This window comes from Proteus alimentorum, from assembly GCF_002607735.1.
Lineage (GTDB): Bacteria > Pseudomonadota > Gammaproteobacteria > Enterobacterales > Enterobacteriaceae > Proteus > Proteus alimentorum.
Genome location: NZ_NBVR01000042.1, coordinates 23,125 through 36,979 on the forward strand (window position 1 = coordinate 23,125; position 13,855 = coordinate 36,979).

The 13,855-nt window shown below is 39.5% G+C and carries 16 protein-coding genes; all 16 read right to left on the reverse strand.

What is annotated here, in order from left to right; genetic code table 11:
• Positions 1-176: 176 nt before the first annotated feature.
• The 16 genes from B6258_RS16450 to fabD all read right to left on the reverse strand — a co-directional run bounded on the left by B6258_RS16450 (position 177) and on the right by fabD (position 13,854).
• Complete coding sequence (locus tag B6258_RS16450) at positions 177-1,484, reverse strand: NAD(P)/FAD-dependent oxidoreductase (protein ID WP_099076174.1); 1,308 nt, start codon at positions 1,482-1,484, stop codon at positions 177-179.
• A gap of 453 nt (positions 1,485-1,937) precedes the next feature.
• Positions 1,938-2,477 carry an alpha/beta hydrolase YcfP gene (ycfP, locus tag B6258_RS16455; protein WP_099076175.1) on the reverse strand — a complete coding sequence of 180 codons (540 nt, stop codon included), beginning with the start codon at positions 2,475-2,477 and terminating at the stop codon, positions 1,938-1,940.
• A complete protein-coding gene (gene nagZ, locus B6258_RS16460) occupies positions 2,474-3,493 on the reverse strand; it encodes a beta-N-acetylhexosaminidase (RefSeq protein ID WP_099076176.1) in 1,020 nt (339 codons plus the stop codon). Before nagZ ends, ycfP begins: the two co-directional genes overlap by 4 nt.
• A gap of 38 nt (positions 3,494-3,531) precedes the next feature.
• Complete coding sequence (locus tag B6258_RS16465) at positions 3,532-4,431, reverse strand: phosphotransferase (protein WP_099076177.1); 900 nt, start codon at positions 4,429-4,431, stop codon at positions 3,532-3,534.
• Entirely contained in the window at positions 4,409-4,999 is a 591-nt protein-coding gene (locus tag B6258_RS16470) for a penicillin-binding protein activator LpoB (RefSeq protein WP_099076178.1), read from the reverse strand. The genes B6258_RS16465 and B6258_RS16470 overlap by 23 nt, the downstream gene beginning before the upstream one ends.
• 17 nt (positions 5,000-5,016) lie before the next feature.
• Complete coding sequence (locus B6258_RS16475) at positions 5,017-5,418, reverse strand: YcfL family putative periplasmic lipoprotein (protein WP_099076179.1); 402 nt, start codon at positions 5,416-5,418, stop codon at positions 5,017-5,019.
• 39 nt (positions 5,419-5,457) lie between these two features.
• Positions 5,458-5,808, reverse strand: coding sequence for a purine nucleoside phosphoramidase (gene hinT / locus B6258_RS16480; protein WP_099076180.1), 351 nt, complete (start codon positions 5,806-5,808; stop codon positions 5,458-5,460).
• A 42-nt stretch (positions 5,809-5,850) separates the two neighbouring features.
• Positions 5,851-6,636: a metal-dependent hydrolase gene (locus tag B6258_RS16485; protein ID WP_099076181.1), complete on the reverse strand. Its 786-nt coding sequence runs from the start codon at positions 6,634-6,636 to the stop codon at positions 5,851-5,853.
• Between the two features lie 201 nt (positions 6,637-6,837).
• The gene (holB, locus tag B6258_RS16490) at positions 6,838-7,821 is read right to left on the reverse strand and encodes a DNA polymerase III subunit delta' (protein ID WP_099076182.1); all 984 of its coding nucleotides are present in this window, start codon (positions 7,819-7,821) and stop codon (positions 6,838-6,840) included.
• Complete coding sequence (gene tmk / locus B6258_RS16495) at positions 7,818-8,465, reverse strand: dTMP kinase (RefSeq protein WP_099076183.1); 648 nt, start codon at positions 8,463-8,465, stop codon at positions 7,818-7,820. The genes holB and tmk overlap by 4 nt, the downstream gene beginning before the upstream one ends.
• 2 nt (positions 8,466-8,467) lie before the next feature.
• Positions 8,468-9,490 carry an endolytic transglycosylase MltG gene (mltG, locus tag B6258_RS16500; RefSeq protein WP_099076184.1) on the reverse strand — a complete coding sequence of 341 codons (1,023 nt, stop codon included), beginning with the start codon at positions 9,488-9,490 and terminating at the stop codon, positions 8,468-8,470.
• 17 nt (positions 9,491-9,507) lie between these two features.
• Positions 9,508-10,335 carry an aminodeoxychorismate lyase gene (gene pabC, locus B6258_RS16505; protein ID WP_099076185.1) on the reverse strand — a complete coding sequence of 276 codons (828 nt, stop codon included), beginning with the start codon at positions 10,333-10,335 and terminating at the stop codon, positions 9,508-9,510.
• Between the two features lie 133 nt (positions 10,336-10,468).
• Complete coding sequence (fabF, locus tag B6258_RS16510) at positions 10,469-11,710, reverse strand: beta-ketoacyl-ACP synthase II (RefSeq protein ID WP_099076186.1); 1,242 nt, start codon at positions 11,708-11,710, stop codon at positions 10,469-10,471.
• 74 nt (positions 11,711-11,784) lie between these two features.
• Positions 11,785-12,021, reverse strand: a complete 237-nt coding sequence (gene acpP, locus B6258_RS16515; protein WP_004247087.1) for an acyl carrier protein — start codon at positions 12,019-12,021, stop codon at positions 11,785-11,787.
• A 157-nt stretch (positions 12,022-12,178) separates the two neighbouring features.
• Positions 12,179-12,913: a 3-oxoacyl-ACP reductase FabG gene (fabG, locus tag B6258_RS16520; protein WP_099076187.1), complete on the reverse strand. Its 735-nt coding sequence runs from the start codon at positions 12,911-12,913 to the stop codon at positions 12,179-12,181.
• An 8-nt stretch (positions 12,914-12,921) separates the two neighbouring features.
• Positions 12,922-13,854 carry an ACP S-malonyltransferase gene (gene fabD, locus B6258_RS16525; protein WP_099076188.1) on the reverse strand — a complete coding sequence of 311 codons (933 nt, stop codon included), beginning with the start codon at positions 13,852-13,854 and terminating at the stop codon, positions 12,922-12,924.
• Between the last annotated feature and the right edge of the window lies 1 nt (position 13,855).

Below are 13,855 nucleotides of genomic sequence, written 5' to 3' on the forward strand. Positions count from 1 at the left end.
GGTTATTTTCGATATGGACAGATAAATCATCTAGTGCTTTATGCTGAGATTATTTATCTTATTTAGATATTCTCATTTAATTATTTAATTTGAAAGAAAAAATAGATAAAAAACCCTCATATAATATGAGGGTTTAAAAAGATAACTTCTATCTTACCTGAAAAGCAAAAGATAAATTAATGAAGTTTTAGTTTAGGTCTAATCACTCTGTTGATTGATCCGACTAACATCATAAGTCCCGTTTTGATATAACCATGCAAAGCGATTTGATGCATTCGATATAAAGAGATATATACAATCCGCGCTATGCGCCCTTCGATCATCATATCCCCTTTCATCAAATTACCCATCAAACTCCCGACAGTACTAAATTTAGAGAGTGAAACTAATGAGCCATGATCGGTAAACACATAATCTTTTAGCGGTTTGTCTTTTAACATTGCTAAAATATTGCCGTAACAACGACTTGCCATTTGATGTGCGGATTGTGCTCTTGGAGGAACAAAGCCGCCCTCTTTTCTTGGACAAGAAGAACAGTCACCAATCGCAAAGATAGACTCATCTAAGGTTGTTTGTAAGGTAGGTTTAACAACCAACTGATTAATACGGTTAGTTTCTAGACCCGCAATCTCTTTCATAAAATCAGGCGCTTTAATACCAGCCGCCCACACCATTAAGTCAGCATTGATATGCTCACCCTCTTTGGTGTTTAATCCACCTTCATCTGCGCTTGTGACCATGGTTTTGGTCATCACTCGCACACCTAATTTTGTTAATTCTTGATGCGCAGCACTAGAAATACGCACTGGTAATGCAGGTAATATGCGTTCTCCAGCTTCAACCAAAGTAATATTTAATGCTGAAGGTGCTAATTTTTTTAATCCATAGCTATTAAGCTGGCGTACCGCATTATGCAGTTCAGCTGAAAGCTCAACCCCCGTTGCACCACCACCCACAATCGCAATATTTACCTTACGATTTTCTTCTTGTGCATTGGTATCTGCGGAGTATTTTAAAAATAAATTCAACATTTCGTTATGAAAACGATGTGCTTGTTGAGGACTGTCCAAGAAAATACAGTTCTCTTTAATACCTGGAGTGCCAAAATCGTTTGATTTACTGCCCAATGCCATCACTAAAATATCGTAATCTAATGTGCGTTCAGGTACGAGTAGCGCTTGATCTTCATCATAAATAGCAGCCAGTGTGATATTTTTTTGCTCACGATCAAGCCCTGTTAATGAGCCTAATTGGAAATTGAAATGATGGTTATAGCCGTGTGCTAGATAGCTTAAAGCATCAACACCATCATCTAAAGAGCCCGTTGCCACTTCATGTAAAAGAGGTTTCCATAGATGACTGTTGTTGCGATCCACTAAAGTGATTTCTGCTTTTTTGCTGCGTCCTAATTTATTGCCTAATTTGGTCGCAAGTTCTAAGCCACCAGCGCCACCACCGACAATAACAATTTTTTTTAATGACATTTAACGTCACTCCATAAAGATATTTACTGTTGTTATTTAAATAGCCTTAGTGAAATCTACTTAAATAACGACAGTTAAATCGTTTCGGCTGTTGTTTTTGTTCTTAAGCAAGTTAATTGGAAAGATGGTCATACCAAAGATTGATTTATATCAAAAATATTTGAATATTCATATCTATTTTTTGAAGAAAATAGTTGTTTTTTGTCTTTTAGTGATGAATAAATCACCATTAAAAACATATGGATAATCTTTTTTATCAATTAATACAATAAACTAGAAAAAACAGAAAGAAGATCCGTTAAAATCAGTCGTGATAATTAAGATGGTAAAAATAAGGGATCAAAAAAATTTTGGAAAAAGAGAGATAAAGAGGACAGTATAAGTATTTTAACTGTGTTAGATAAAAAAATGGATGGAACAAGCACCATCCATTTTAAACAGATGACTTTAGTCTTACTCTTTGCTATTAAACGCTTTAATTTTAAATAGGTGCTCAGAGAGGCTCTTAAATTTATGCGTTTGCACTTCATCCCAAATGACAGAGTAATAAGGCGATAATTCATCAGCAGAACGCTGATTATCTAAAATTTCATCATTACGGGATAAAATCACTAAAGCGTTATCTTTGTTTTTAGAACGGAAATTTTTAATGCATTTCGTTGCAATATCTAAATATTCTTCAGGTCTGTCGATTTTGTCTGTCATGTTTTCGTAAGGAAAAAGATTAGGATTAATCATTACCTGACGAATATTACATAAAAAACCAATACGCTCTGCCCAATATCCACCTAATCCTACGCCGCAAATTAATACGGGCTCTTTTGTGGATTTAATCACTTTATCCGTTTCTTTCAGTAAGTGTTGCATGTCATGACGAGGATGCAACGTACTGTAGCTTAAAAAACGGACATCAGGGTCAATAAACTGTAGCTGTAAAACTTTCTCATGATTTCCAGGACTTGTGGAATCAAAACCATGTAAATATATAATCATGCTCGCTCCTGCCATTGCTCCTGTAATTGGGTCAGCAACTGATTCGCTTTTTTCCAACGATCAGAGGTTTGTAGCTCACTCAATGTGTAACGACCTCGGTGATGGTACAATGTGGAAATGCGTTCTGCTTTGACAGAGGACAGGTTATCCAACACACTCACCGCCCCTTTTCGGTTATTACACACTAAAAGCATATCACAACCAGCATCAAGTGAACGTTGTGCTCTTTCTGCATAACTTCCCATAATCGCAGCGCCTTCCATTGATAAATCATCAGAGAAGATAACGCCTTGGAAGCCCAACTGTTCACGTAAAATGGATTTTAGCCAGTACGGCGAGCCACTTGCAGGGCGCTCATCAACCTGAGAATAAATAACATGAGCCGGCATAATGGCATCTAATAACTGGCGTTGAATAAAATCTTTAAAAATAGACATATCACGTTGGCGAATATCATTTAAAGAGCGATCATCACGAGGTGTTTCTTTGTGAGAATCAGCCCTTACAGCACCATGTCCCGGGAAGTGTTTGCCTGTTGATTTCATGCCCGCAGAGCGCATACCTTTAATAAAGCTCTCTGCCATTGTCATCGCAATTTCAGGCGAATCATGGAAAGAACGCTCACCAATGGCAATGCAGTTATGACCTAAGTCGAGTACAGGTGCAAAACTGATATCAATATCCATAGCAATCATTTCTGATGCCATTAACCATCCGGCTTCTTGTGCTAAATGGCTCGCTTGATAACCTTCATTTAATGCCGCATAAGATTGAGCTGCGGGTATGCGTGTAAAACCATCACGGAAGCGTTGTACTCGTCCCCCTTCTTGGTCTACTGCAATCACAAGGCGCTCATGAGATGCATCACGAATTTGGCGAACTAATTCATTTAATTGTTCAGCATCGTGGAAGTTGCGGGTAAAAAGGATTAATCCACCGACAAGAGGATGCTTTAAAATTTCGCGCTCTTCACTATCGAGTTCATATCCTTCAACATCAAGCATTACTGGACCCATAACATTCCTCTCTTTGTAATTGTGACAAAATAATGTCTTTACGTTGTCAGACTGAAATAGCGACGTAAAGGTTCAGACATTATTAAAAATGATCCATCTTTTGTCTGTTGCCAACGGACTTCATACCACATTAGCATCATATAAAAAATGAATGGCTCTCTTGAAAAAATGCGCTCTCTCAACTCCCTCACAGAATAAACATCCGTCTCTTTGGGTTGAGCATAATGACAGTGATACGAATAATAATAATCTAAAAATGCATTTTGTTGCGCTTCATTGAGTCGATTTGTTGCAAAGAACGTCATCAACGAATCCGCGGTATCAATATCAGCGGCATATTCCCAATCAATAAATTTTATACCGGAATCACTAAGAAGAATATTATCAACATGCAAATCCATGTGAGCAGGCGCGTATTTTATGAGATTGCATCGCGGTTGGCGTAAAAAATATTGTTGTAAGCGTAACCATTTAGCAGATAAACGTTTTCTATCAATACCCTGCCAATAAATTAATAATTCATGATGTAAGTTGAGAGGAAAACCTAGCGGAGTGTGTTGATGAAGTATGGCTACTTTTTCAGCCAACGGTTTTAAATAAGTACTGAAAAGTGATTGGTGAGTAAGATGTTCGCCCTGTTGCCAATAAAGAAAAAACCACTCTTTATAACGTGTGGCAACGTTAGGTGATAAATCAGAGCCTGATAGCCGTTTTAAAATGGCGTATTCTTTTCTTCCATGGACATAAAGCGCTTTTTTTTCATCGCCATAATAGCGAGCAACCCAATCAGTATCTGCACATTGCACGCGAAAAGCACCCCCGCCAGTACCTTCTAATGCAGTGATTTTCCATTTGCTTAATGCCGTTGCCGGAAAAAGCGCTTGCAAGGCATTAAGCAAACTGGAGTAATGCGGATCACTCAACCTTATGGCGTCCATTCCAAAGAATTTCACCAGAAGAAACCGACATTAACTGCATACTGATCACACGATTATCTTTTTTACCATCAACGGTTGAGAATAAAATATAATCAGCTTTCAAATAACGGGCTAAACCAATCGCTGCGCTACGAAGGCCGAGGCTATCTTCACCAGATAAACCGAGGGCTTTTCGTGCTGACATCATTTGCGTATAAGGCACGGTTTGCAATGCACTAATACTATTAACTGATTCAATAATAGTATTGGTTGCATTTACCGCTTGAATATTCCCGCCTGAATTATTTTTAACATTATCGACGACGATAAGCTTACCCACGTCTAAATCACCCGTAACCGCCATTTCTCTAATTAAAGGCGTGACGGCTGCATTCCAATTAATACTCGTGATTTTAGGTGGCGTTGGCACAACTTCAATCGGTGGCTCTATAGGTTTAGGCAGCTCTACTGGCTCTGTAGGCGTAACTGGCTCAATAGGTTCAACAGGTACCGGTGGTTGTTGTGGCAACATTGATGGACAACCTGCTAATAAAAACACAGACATCGCCACAAATAGAACTCTTTTCATGCTCGTGTTACCTTATCCTAAGTAAAGAGATAAACTCTGACATAACTAATGGTTTTATTTGGTATATCACCACTAATTTCGATATCACCATCACCAAGAATAGTCACATCATTTACATTCCCAGCAGGAGAAACTTCAAGTCCTTGTTCGTTATACCAATAAAAACGATAGCGAATAGAGACAGGGTAAGTTTGTGTATTTGATAACATGACTGTCGCTTTTGTGCCATTAGCATGGTGTTCAATAGTTGGCTGACCAGCAACAACGCCTACAACTAATACCGAAGGCTCCATAATAATAGCCTGCTGACGATTGAAATAGAGTTTATTATCTGAATGAGATGATAAACATCCTGAGAGCAACGTCGACATAAACACAGCGATAAGTAATGAGTAAACGGCCTTACCTTGTCTTATCATGTATGAGTTCCTGTTATCCTGCTGTTAGCATCACATCCATTACTGGCTTAATAATGGCCCTAATGGTTTTCCGCCAAGCAAATGCATATGAATATGGAAAACTTCTTGTCCACCATGTTTATTACAGTTCATCACTAAGCGATAACCGTCTTCAGCAATACCTTCTTGTTGTGCAATTTTTGCTGCAACAACAAAAAGGTGTCCTAATACTTGCTCATCTTCCGCAGTAACATCATTTACAGTAGGGATCAGTTTATTAGGAATAATGAGAATATGAGTGGGAGCTTGGGGTGAAATATCACGAAATGCCGTCACTGTCTCATCTTGAAAAACGATATTGGCTGGAATTTCACCACGAATAATTTTACTGAAAATTGTTTCTTCTGCCATTTCCATCACCTTATTATTTATTTTAATTCCTGATTAATTCTATTAAGCAGGTAAGTTTTGAATATGAAAGAGCTTAGCAAAATTGCGTGTTGTTTGTTGCGCTAACTCTTCAACGCTCACCCCTTTTAAGACAGCCATATACTCTGCAACATCACGGACATAAGCCGGTTGATTTTCTTTTCCGCGATGAGGAACTGGTGCTAAATAAGGGGAGTCTGTTTCAATTAAAATTCTATCAAGAGGAACGATACGCGCAGCCTCTCTAATTTGTTCCGCATTTCTAAATGTCACGATACCGGAAAAAGAGATATACATTCCCATATCAAGTAATGCTGTTGCAGTCTCTTTATCTTCAGTAAAGCAATGCAAAACACCGCCACAATCTTGAACTTTCTCTTCTTTTAAAATGGATAGCGTATCTTCACGAGCACTGCGTGTATGTACAATAACTGGCTTATTAACTTGGCGTCCAATACGAATATGCTCACGGAAAATTTCACGTTGCAGAGCCGCATTTTCTTGTTGGTAATAGTAATCTAGCCCTGTTTCACCTAAAGCCACAACATCAGGTGCGGCAGCTAAACGTGCTAACTCTTCAACATCATAACCTTCATCTAAATTTAAAGGATGGATCCCACAAGAAAAGGCGATATTGTCACGTTTACCGATTAGCTCACGCATACTCTTAAAACCCGGTAATGTGGTTGCCACGGCTAACATATATTGAACATCACGCTGCTGTGCTTTTTCGACAACATCATCAATATTTTCATGTAGTTTTTCATAATCTAAGCAGTCGAGATGGCAGTGTGAATCAACTAAAAACATAACTTACTCTCATTTATCTGGTACGACTTATATACTCGTCATCCTTCAAGTTATAGGGGGGTTGGCTACGCTCAGCTACCCGAATCACATACATGAGTATACTCATCGGGATATCTTTGCTTGCCGCCTACCTGCAATTCGAATGATTTAGAGTATAGGTGTTTTTTATTACAGCTAAATCAATAATTAATATATAGATAATTAATTTTTTGTGGCTAGCTGATTTTCCCAATCTAGTAGCTGTTCTACTAGCAATAATTCTTTATTTAATGCTGGAATGCTCATTAACTGATAACGACACTGTTTCCATCCATCAATAGTGGATAATAAAATATCCGAAGGCCATTGTGATAGCGCCATAATCAATGCTTGCTGATCTTGATTCACACAATACACTTGTGCATTAGTTTGGTATTTTAATGCATCAAGCAGCAGTGATAATAACCAATACAAGCGACGTTCGGCATTATCTTGATTTAATTGTGGCAAAAATGCATATAAATCACGTTGTTGTATGCTTGTATATAAAGCTTGGCAAAAAGTCTCTCGTTCTTTCCACTCATCTTTCAATAATGAAAGCGCTAAAACTGGGGCGTTCTGAGATAAATTTAATGCCGTTACACTATTTGCATAAGGTATGTTGGGTAATTGTTGCTGTAACCAGTGCGTTGCGTGTTGGAGATCTGGTGGTGCTAAATGATAATAAAAACAACGACTACGCAATGTCGCTAATAAAACCTCTGGTTGCTGACAATTCAGTAAAAAATAGGTGTTTTTAGGCGGTTCTTCTAACGTTTTGAGCAATGCATTTGCTGCCGCTTCTGTTAACGCTTCAACATCTTTGATCCAAACAACTCTAAAGCCACTTTGCTGAGCATGATGCTCCAGCTTTTCAGTGACTTTTCTTACGGCTTCAATGCCAATCGAGGACTTACCCTTTTCACTCTGCAAAACATGCCAATCAGGGTGTGTTTCAGCAAGCATCAAACGACAGCTATGGCATTCATTACAACTTTTTAATCCCTGTTTATTCTGGCACATTAACCAACGACTTAACCCATAAGAGAGTGCTTCTCCTCCCATGCCTTCTATTGCATGTAGAAGCAAAGCATGATGACCACGCCCTTCTTGATACATGCTAATAAGTTGTCGATATGCCTGATTTAGCCAAGGATACCAATTCATAATGATTTATTTTCCTGCTGAACTAGCCACGCTGTTAATGTTTGACGGATATCTGCTTGTACTTTTTCAATCGTTTGAGATGCATCTATCGTGATAATTGCGTCATCATCTTTAGCCAATGCTTGATAACGTTCACGGGTGCGATAAAAGAAATCCATTGATTCTTTTTCAATCCGGTCTAACTCACCTCTAGCTCGTGCTCTAGCAAGACCAATAGCCGGATCTAAATCAAGATATAAGGTTAAATCCGGACGAAATTCACCAAGAACAGTATTACGAAGTGACAACATAAGATCTTTATCTAAACCGCGGCCTCCGCCTTGATAAGCTTGTGAAGAGAGATCGTGCCTATCCCCAATAACCCATTTACCTTCCGCAAGCGCAGGTTTTATCACGTTTTCGATAAGCTGAACACGCGCTGCATATAGCATCAACAATTCTGCTTTATCCGTGACTTTCTCACCCTCAATACCGAGTTTGATTAGTTCACGTAATTTTTCAGCAAGAGGTGTACCGCCTGGTTCACGAGTAAAGGCAAGATTTGTGATACCCTTTTCTTTTAATGTATCAACAACCGTCTGAATTGCACTGGTTTTTCCAGCACCCTCTAATCCTTCAATAACAATAAATTTGCTGTTGTTCATAATTATCTTTGTTGTAAGCGTCGATATTGTGCGACGGCTTTATTATGTTCATTAAGTGTGGTTGAAAACTTATGACCACCCGTACCATCTGCAACAAAATAGAGATAACGTGTATCCGCTGGATGTGCAGCCGCTCTAATTGAAGCAACACCCGGCATTGCGATTGGTGTTGGTGGCAAGCCATCAATTTGATACGTGTTATAAGGTGTATAGCCATTTAAATCACTACGATAAATCGTACCTCTATATTTATCGCCTAAGCCATAAATTACAGTGGGATCAGTCTGCAATCGCATATTAGTTTTTAATCGATTAACAAAAACAGACGCAACCTTGGTTCTTTCGGCATCAATACCTGTCTCTTTTTCAATAATAGAGGCCATGATAAGCATTTCATAAGCCGATTTATAGGGCAAATCACGGTCACGTTTGATCCATTCTTCTTCTAGTGTCTTTTCCATTTGTTGATAGGCACGTTTTAAAATTGCAACATCGGTTGTGCCCGCAGTGTAATGGTATGTATCTGGTGCAAACCAGCCTTCTAGATTAGTGATCTCTGGTTTTATCCCTATTTCTTGACGTAACTTATCGCTATCCATCGTGTGTGCGACAGCAGTAAGTTGAGGCGCTTGTTCAAAAATAGATTGCCAATCCTTTAAACGGCTTCCTTCAATAAAACGGATAGAAAACTGCGCCTCTTTACCACTTTTAATAAGCAGTAAGACATCATGCAATGTCATTCCTCTAGTTAAACGATAAGTACCGGCTTTAAATTGGCTTAGTTCTGGTTTGACTTTTAATAAAACCTGAAAATAATCCCCTTCGTTAAGCAGATTATTTTTTATTAATAGTTGCTCCATGGCAACACGCCCTGTTCCTGCTGGCACTGTCAGTAGCATTTCATCTTGTTTTACAACAATATTTTCTTCTAGGCCTCGGATATGTTGCATCATATACAATGCAATGGCACCAAGACTAATCAATAAGGCAAAAAAAACTATCCATACTATTTTTTTTATCTTCATTTATAACTCATTAAATTCTATTTAAGTGACAAACTGTGTTGTAAAACAACATGATAATAATCCCTACTAGGATATTGATAGCACTTATCATCTGAAAAAGTAATTTGTGAAACGGGGATCACTGGCATCAACGCATTTGTTAACCATATTTCATCAGCCTGATAAAGTGTTTCAGGTTTTTCTCTCACAATATCAATTTCCCAATGATTTTTTTGAGCTAATTGAAAAATAGATTGACGCATAATGCCATTTACCCCTGAATTAGTCAGATTTGGTGTAAAAAGCCTATTTCCTTTGCGCCAAAAAAGATTCGCTGCATTAGCTTCAACTAAATATCCTTCATTATCACACACTAAAACATCATCAAATTCTGTTTTTTCTAAATGATATTTGATAAGAACTTGTTCTAGACGATTGAGATGTTTGATCCCAGCCAACAAAGGATTTTGCCCTAAGATAACGGGACTTATGCCAAGCGATACACCTTCACTTTGCTGGTGGAGATAGAGGGTAGGATAAGATGACAGTGACATGATTACCGTCGGCGTTATAAATCCATTAGAGGAATATCCTCGTCCACCATCACCACGACTAATAATAATTTTAATAACACTTTTTGTTTGAGCCAGAGAAGCGATATCTATGATCTGCTTTTCAAGTTCAAGCCAATTAGGATGAGGTAAAAAGAGCGAGTTACAGCCTTGTTTTAAGCGATTTATGTGTGCAGATAATAAAATGGGATCACCCTGCTCAACAGCAAGTGTTGTGAAACAGCCATCCCCAAACTGTACCGCTCGATCACTGGCATCTACATTTTGTTGCTGTTGTCCATTTACCCAATACATCTAACACACCTTACATCTATGTTATTGATATCAATCTGCACATGATAAAACAACTGGCAGTAAAAGGACAAAATAAAAGACCCAGAATAATCCTGGGCCTTTAGGTGTTTTTCAACTTTCTACAAAAAACGGCTTATACGCGTTTAAAGAGAATTGAACCGTTAGTACCACCGAAGCCGAATGAGTTACACAGAGCATATTCCATGTTCTCAACTTTACGTGCTTTATGTGGAACAAAATCAAGATGACAATTTTCGTCTTGATTATCTAGGTTAATTGTTGGAGGTACGATTTGATCACGCAGTGAAAGGATAGTAAAGATAGACTCAATTGCACCTGCAGCACCTAATAAGTGGCCTGTCATCGATTTTGTTGAGCTAACTAATACATCTGTACCTTTGCCAAATACGTTTTCTACCGCTTGTGCTTCAGCAACGTCGCCTGCATTTGTTGATGTACCGTGTGCATTGATATAACCCACTTCTGATGAGGCAATGCCCGCATCTTTCAGTGCATTTGTCATTGCCAGCGCACCGCCTTCGCCATTTTCTGCTGGTGAAGTCATGTGATAAGCATCGCTGCTCATACCAAAACCAACTACTTCAGCATAAATTTTAGCGCCACGGTTTTTAGCGTGTTCGTACTCTTCAAGAACAAGAACACCCGCACCATCACCTAATACAAAACCATCACGATCTTTATCCCATGGGCGGCTAGCCGCTTGAGGATTGTCGTTACGTGTTGATAATGCACGAACAGCACCAAAACCACCCAAACCTAATGGTGTGGTTGCTTTTTCGGCACCGCCTGCCAGCATTGCATCTGCATCACCATAAGCGATAATACGTGCAGCATGCCCAATATTATGAACACCTGAAGTACACGCTGTTGCGATAGAGATCGTAGGGCCACGAAGACCATACATAATGCTTAAATGCCCTGCAACCATATTAATGATGGTTGAAGGTACAAAGAATGGGCTAATTTTACGAGGGCCACCATTCATCATAGATGTATGGTTTTCTTCGATAAGGCCTAAGCCACCAATACCAGAACCAATAGCAGCTCCGATACGACTTGCATTGGCTTCTGTTACTTCAAGACCTGAATCCGCAATGGCCTGCACACCTGCTGCAATACCATATTGAATGAAAAGATCCATCTTACGCGCATCTTTACGCGAAAGATTATAATCTTCGTGATTGAAATCTTTTACCAATCCAGCGAATTTAGTCGCATGATGACTGGTGTCAAAATCTTCGATAAGGCCGATACCACTCTGTCCGGCACACACTGCTTCCCAAGAAGCTTCTGCGTTATTACCGACAGGAGATAACATGCCTAGTCCGGTCACAACTACACGACGCTTAGACACGCTTATCCTCCAAGGAGGGAAAAAGTTTAGGATTAAAAATATAGGCGGTCGAGTGACCGCCTAGATTAGCAAGCTTATTTGCCTGCGTTTTCAACGTAATCAATAGCAGCTTGAACTGTAGTAATTTTTTCTGCTTCTTCGTCTGGGATTTCGATATCGAATTCTTCTTCCAGAGCCATTACCAGCTCAACTGTGTCAAGAGAATCAGCGCCTAAGTCATCAACAAATGAAGCTGAATTTACAACTTCTTCCTCTTTAACACCCAGTTGTTCAACAATGATTTTCTTAACGCGTTCGTCGATAGTGCTCATACTATTAAATTTCCTATCAAAACTCGCTTGCGCGATGATTTTCTTAGTTTATAAATACAGGAAAAGATCTAACCAATCCCGACTGTGTGGACTACTTTATTTGCTATATTTTGCATTATATTGTACGCAAAAAGCAAATATAAAGACGTCCCCATAATTAGATCATGTACATGCCACCATTGACATGCAATGTTTCACCCGTGATATAGCTTGCTTCATCAGAAGCTAAGAAAGCTACAGCACTGGCAATCTCTTTGGCATCACCTAAACGGTTAGCAGGGACTTGAGATAAAATACCTGCTCTTTGGTCGTCTGTTAATGCTCTAGTCATATCAGTTTCGATAAAACCAGGAGCAACAACATTCACCGTAATGCCACGGGAAGCAACTTCGCGTGCTAATGATTTACTAAAACCAATCACACCCGCTTTCGCCGCCGCGTAGTTTGCCTGTCCTGCGTTACCCATGGTTCCAACAACAGAACCAATGGTAATTATACGACCATAACGTTTTTTCATCATAGCACGCATAACTGCTTTAGACAGACGGAAGACTGATGAAAGATTAGTGTCAATGATATCTTGCCACTCATCATCTTTCATGCGCATCAACAGGTTATCACGAGTAATACCTGCATTATTGACCAAAATATCAATTTCGCCAAATTCAGCGCGCACATCTGCTAAAAATTTTTCGATTGAGTCGTTTTCTGTGACATTTAACACAAAACCCTTACCCTTACCGCCTAAATATTCGCTGATAGCTTGCGCACCGTTTTCACTCGTTGCTGTACCAATTACTGTCGCACCGCGTGCAACTAAATCTTCTGCAATCGCACGGCCAATACCACGGCTTGCACCAGTAACTAGCGCTATTTTTCCGTCAAATCCCATGAGATCCCTCAGTCATTTCCTAATGCAGCATCTAATGATGCAATATCATTAACTGCTGCAGCGTTCATTTCTTTAGAAATACGTTTTGTTAAGCCAGTTAATACTTTTCCTGGTCCGATTTCTAATAGTTGTGTGATGCCTTTTTCGGCAATAAATTCAACCGTTTCAGTCCAGCGAACCGGATTATAAAGCTGGCGAACTAATGCATCACGGATTGCATTTGCATCAGTTTGCGCTATCACATCAACGTTATTAACCACCTGAACTTCAGGTTGTTTAAATTCAATTTCTTGTAATGCAACGGCTAGCTTATCAGCAGCAGGTTTCATTAATGCACAGTGAGAAGGCACGCTTACCGCTAAAGGTAAAGCACGTTTAGCGCCCGCTTCTTTACATAACACACCAGCACGTTCTACGGCTTCTTTGTTACCCGCAATAACAACTTGCCCTGGTGAGTTAAAGTTGACAGGTGAGACAACGTCTCCTTGCGCTGCTTCTTCACAGGCTTTTGCAATAGCGTCATTATCTAAACCGATAATCGCATACATTGCACCTGTACCCGCAGGCACAGCTTCTTGCATCAGTTGACCACGTAATTCTACTAGCTTAATCGCAGCAGCGAAATCAATAACACCAGCACACACTAAAGCAGAATACTCGCCAAGACTGTGACCTGCCATCATTTGTGGCATTTTGCCTTGTTTTTCTTGCCATACACGCCAGATAGCAACAGAAGCTGCTAATAACGCTGGCTGTGTTTTCCATGTTTTGTTTAGCTCTTCTTCTGGGCCATTCTGAACTAAGTCCCAAAGAGAGTAACCCAATACATCAGATGCTTGAGCAAATGTTTCAGTCACGATTGGATATTGCTCTGCAAGTTCTGCAAGCATTCCAACAGTTTGTGATCCCTGTCCGGGAAAAACCATTGCAAAATCAGTCATG

Excerpts from the sequence above, each read along its gene's own strand:
- B6258_RS16465 (WP_099076177.1), bottom strand. The coding sequence starts at position 4,431 with ATGGACGCCATAAGGTTGAGTGATCCGCATTACTCCAGTTTGCTTAAT.
- B6258_RS16470 (WP_099076178.1), bottom strand. The coding sequence starts at position 4,999 with ATGAAAAGAGTTCTATTTGTGGCGATGTCTGTGTTTTTATTAGCAGGT.
- B6258_RS16485 (WP_099076181.1), bottom strand. The coding sequence starts at position 6,636 with ATGTTTTTAGTTGATTCACACTGCCATCTCGACTGCTTAGATTATGAA.
- ycfP (WP_099076175.1), bottom strand. The coding sequence starts at position 2,477 with ATGATTATATATTTACATGGTTTTGATTCCACAAGTCCTGGAAATCAT.
- tmk (WP_099076183.1), bottom strand. The coding sequence starts at position 8,465 with ATGAACAACAGCAAATTTATTGTTATTGAAGGATTAGAGGGTGCTGGA.
- holB (WP_099076182.1), bottom strand. The coding sequence starts at position 7,821 with ATGAATTGGTATCCTTGGCTAAATCAGGCATATCGACAACTTATTAGC.
- fabG (WP_099076187.1), bottom strand. The coding sequence starts at position 12,913 with ATGGGATTTGACGGAAAAATAGCGCTAGTTACTGGTGCAAGCCGTGGT.
- B6258_RS16475 (WP_099076179.1), bottom strand. The coding sequence starts at position 5,418 with ATGATAAGACAAGGTAAGGCCGTTTACTCATTACTTATCGCTGTGTTT.
- fabD (WP_099076188.1), bottom strand. The coding sequence starts at position 13,854 with ATGACTGATTTTGCAATGGTTTTTCCCGGACAGGGATCACAAACTGTT.
- acpP (WP_004247087.1), bottom strand. The coding sequence starts at position 12,021 with ATGAGCACTATCGACGAACGCGTTAAGAAAATCATTGTTGAACAACTG.
- hinT (WP_099076180.1), bottom strand. The coding sequence starts at position 5,808 with ATGGCAGAAGAAACAATTTTCAGTAAAATTATTCGTGGTGAAATTCCA.
- nagZ (WP_099076176.1), bottom strand. The coding sequence starts at position 3,493 with ATGGGTCCAGTAATGCTTGATGTTGAAGGATATGAACTCGATAGTGAA.
- B6258_RS16450 (WP_099076174.1), bottom strand. The coding sequence starts at position 1,484 with ATGTCATTAAAAAAAATTGTTATTGTCGGTGGTGGCGCTGGTGGCTTA.
- mltG (WP_099076184.1), bottom strand. The coding sequence starts at position 9,490 with ATGAAGATAAAAAAAATAGTATGGATAGTTTTTTTTGCCTTATTGATT.
- pabC (WP_099076185.1), bottom strand. The coding sequence starts at position 10,335 with ATGTATTGGGTAAATGGACAACAGCAACAAAATGTAGATGCCAGTGAT.